General features: G+C 72.2%; 3 protein-coding genes. 1 reads left to right on the forward strand and 2 read right to left on the reverse strand.

Features of this window, described 5'->3' with window-relative positions; all coding sequences use genetic code 11:
- The coding region (locus AC1DY2_RS17785; RefSeq protein ID WP_476763616.1) for an amidohydrolase at positions 1-1,285 on the reverse strand (1,285 nt) is incomplete at its 3' end.
- Positions 1,282-2,724 (reverse strand): APC family permease, encoded by a 1,443-nt coding sequence (locus AC1DY2_RS17790; protein ID WP_476763617.1) that lies wholly within the window; start codon positions 2,722-2,724, stop codon positions 1,282-1,284. The genes AC1DY2_RS17785 and AC1DY2_RS17790, both read right to left, overlap by 4 nt.
- Positions 2,725-2,829: 105 nt before the next feature.
- Here AC1DY2_RS17790 and AC1DY2_RS17795 point away from each other — a divergent pair.
- On the forward strand, positions 2,830-3,153 hold a 324-nt coding region (locus tag AC1DY2_RS17795; protein WP_476763618.1), incomplete at its 3' end, for a TetR family transcriptional regulator.

A 3,153-nucleotide genomic window follows, 5' to 3' on the forward strand; every position in this document is an offset into this window, starting at 1 on the left:
CCCCCGAGTCGAGGAGGCTCCGGAACCGCCAGGCGCGATCCCAGCGCTCCTCCCCCACGTTCTCCATCCAGGTGCCCGCGACGAGGTCGGGCGAGCAGTGCCTGGGCTGCATCGCCGCGGTCACGCCGAGGTCGCGGAACCGCGGGAGGTCGTCGGGGTGCAGGCACTCGACGTGCACGATCCCGTGGCGCCGGTCGCGGGTTCCGTTCGCCCGGGCCGCGCCCTCGATCGCGTCGAGCGCGAGCCGGATGCCGGCGTCGCCCGTCGCGTGCGTGTGGGTCTGGAAGCCGAGCCGGTCGAGCTCGCGGATCACGGCACCGAGCTCACCGTCGGCGTAGCTCGGGCGGCCGCGCTGCCCCGGCCGGTTCGCGTAGTCCTCGAGCATGAGCGCCGTGTGCGGCTCGATCACGTCGTCGGCGTAGAGCTTGACCGGCCCGAGGCGCAGGCGGTCGCGCGCCGGCGCCGAGTCGACGGCGTCGCGGAGCTGCGCGCGGAACGCGGCATCCGCCCCCACCGGATGGAACAGCGCGGCGATCACGCGCGACGAGAGCGCCCCCTCGGCGAGCGCCCGCTCGAACAGCGGCAGCTCGGCGAGCGGAACCTGCGGCTCGACCACGGTGGTGATGCCGAGCGACGTCGCCATCCGCATGCTCGACCGGAGCTTGCGGTACCGGCGCTCGGGCGAGTACATCGGGATGTCGCGCTGCAGCTCCGCGAGCCCGGCCTGCGTCATGGCGCTGGTGTAGAAGTCGGTCACCCAGCCCGTCGGTTCACCGCTGACCGGATGCCGCTCGGGGCGACCCCAGGCGATGTCGCCGCCGTCGGCGATGCCGAGCACCCGAAGCGCCACCCGGTTCAGCCACACCGAGTGCTGGTCGTAGGTCGTCACGAAGACCGGACGGTCGGTGAGCCCGTCGAGGTCGGCGGCCTCGGGGCGGCGATCCTCGACGATGGAGTAGACGACGTTCTYGGCGCACACCCAGTCGAGGTCGGGTCGCCGGGCGGCGAAGTCCGCGATCCGGCGACGCACCTCGCCGAGGTCGTGCGCGCCCTCGAGGGTGACCGCGTCCTCGTCGAAGCCGAGCAGCAGGTGGTTGTGGCTGTCGATGATGCCGGGGGTCACCAGCCGGCCGGTGGCGTCGATCGTGCGGCGGCCGGTCGGGGCATCCGCCGCGCTGCCGACATAGCTGATGCGGTCGCCGGTGACGCCGACGGCCTCGGCCCACGGGGCGGCGGGGTCGAACGTGCGCACTCGGGCGCCGGTGATGAGCAGGTCGACGGTCATGCTGCGGGTCCGTCCGTCTCATCGCCCTCGGGGCCGACCAGGTGCAGGAGACCGGGGTGCGCACGCAGGTACAGGGCGTAGTAGAGGAAGCCGGCGGCCACGATGGCGAACGCGATGCCGAGGCTCAGCCACTGCGCCGGGTCGAGGATGCCGATGACGAAGATGGTCGCGATCGCGACGACGGCGAGCAGCGGCGGCACCGGCCAGAGCGGCATCCGGTAGGTGCCCGGCGCGGCTGCGGCGCTCCTGCGGCGAACCGCCAGCGCGGCCACGGCGATGAATCCGTAGCTGAACGCGAGGGTCGACCCCGTGGCGTTGAGCAGCACGTCGAACGGGATGAAGCAGGCGGCGAGCGCGAGCACTCCCATCACCACGGTGGCGACGACCGGCATCCGCGTCGCGTCCGAGACGCGGGCGAGCGGTGCGGCGATGCGCTCGGGCATGGCCCCGTCGCGGGCGGCGGCGAAGAGCAGGCGGCCCGACTGCAGGGCGATCGCGATGATCGCGTTGACGATGGCCAGGGCGATGGCGATGAGTACCGCGACCGTGACGCCGTCGCCGGCGCGCTCCGCCAGGAAGGACTCCACCGGCAGCGCGGCACCGAAGAGCTCCTCGAGCGAGGAGGCTCCGAGCAGCACGGCCGTGAGCGGCACGAGCTCGGCGACGACGGTGATGATCGCGCTCCAGAGCACGGCCCGCGCGATCGCACGCTTCGCGTTCTTGGTCTCCTCGGCGAAGTAGACCGCGCCGCCGTAGCCGTTGTACGAGAAGATGCCCTGCGTCACCGCGAGCACGAGGCCGGCGACGCCGAGCGGGGCGAGGCCGCCCGTCGCGACATCGAGCGCCTGCGGATCGAGCAGGTCGGTGAGCGGCCGCTCGACGTGCACGAGACCGAGTACCGCGAGCAGGGCGAGGGCGGCGAGCTCGAGGAACAGGAACGCGCCGGTGACCCAGGCGTTCGTGCGGATGTTGAAGCAGGCCGTCCCGGTGGCCAGCACGATCACGACCAGGGCGGTCACGAGCGGGTCGAGCCCCGCGATGGCGACGCCCAGGTAGTCGGCGACGCCGAGCGCGAAGATCGCGACGATGAGCGGCAGCGAGACGAGGCCGATGAAGAACACGGCGGATCCGGCCGCCGGGCCGAGCACGCGGCTCACCAGCGAGTAGTCGCCGCCGGCGATCGGATGGCGCGACGCGAGCTCGGCGTAGCAGAACGCGATGAGGAGGCTGATCACTCCCGCGAGCGCGAAACCCCAGAAGACGCCGGTGCCGTAGCCGGCGAGCGCGGCGCCCCCGAGGATGAACACGCTGGACGCGGGCGAGATGCCCGACAGCGTGATGAGGACGTTGCCGCCCACCCCGAGCGAGCGCGAGAGCTCGCCGCCGTGGGTGGTCATCGCGGCCGTGTCGAGGGTCGGAGTCGGGTTGTTCGCAGGCATGTGGTGGTCGCTCTCGGTCGGGGGTCCGATGCTGCTCGGAATTCTTCGACATCAGTGTCGAAGAATTCCAGAAGTGTGACATGGGGGTCGAGTAGTGTCAAGGACATGGCACGGCCGCGCAGACAGGAAGCGAGACGCGCCGCACTCATCGAGGCGACGTACGCGGCCGGCCGCCAGCACGGGCTGCGGTCGCTGTCGCTGACGGATGTCGCCGAGCAGGCCGGTCTCAGCCGCGGCGCGGTGCTCTACTACTACGAAGACCTCGACGCCCTGCTCGTCGAGGCGCATGGCGCCGGCGTCGAGCGGTTCTGCGACCAGCGCGACGCCACCGTCGCCGCACTCGACGACCCGCGCGACCGGCTCGGTGCGGCGATCGACGCCGGACTCCCGAGCGGACCCGACGACGCGCTCATGAGCCTGCTCTACGAG

The sequence above is a fragment of the Agromyces sp. P1_H4 genome (assembly GCF_056405255.1).

Bases quoted from the DNA above. Each gene is read 5' to 3' on its own strand.
- AC1DY2_RS17790 (WP_476763617.1), bottom strand. From the start codon at position 2,724: ATGCCTGCGAACAACCCGACTCCGACCCTCGACACGGCCGCGATGACC.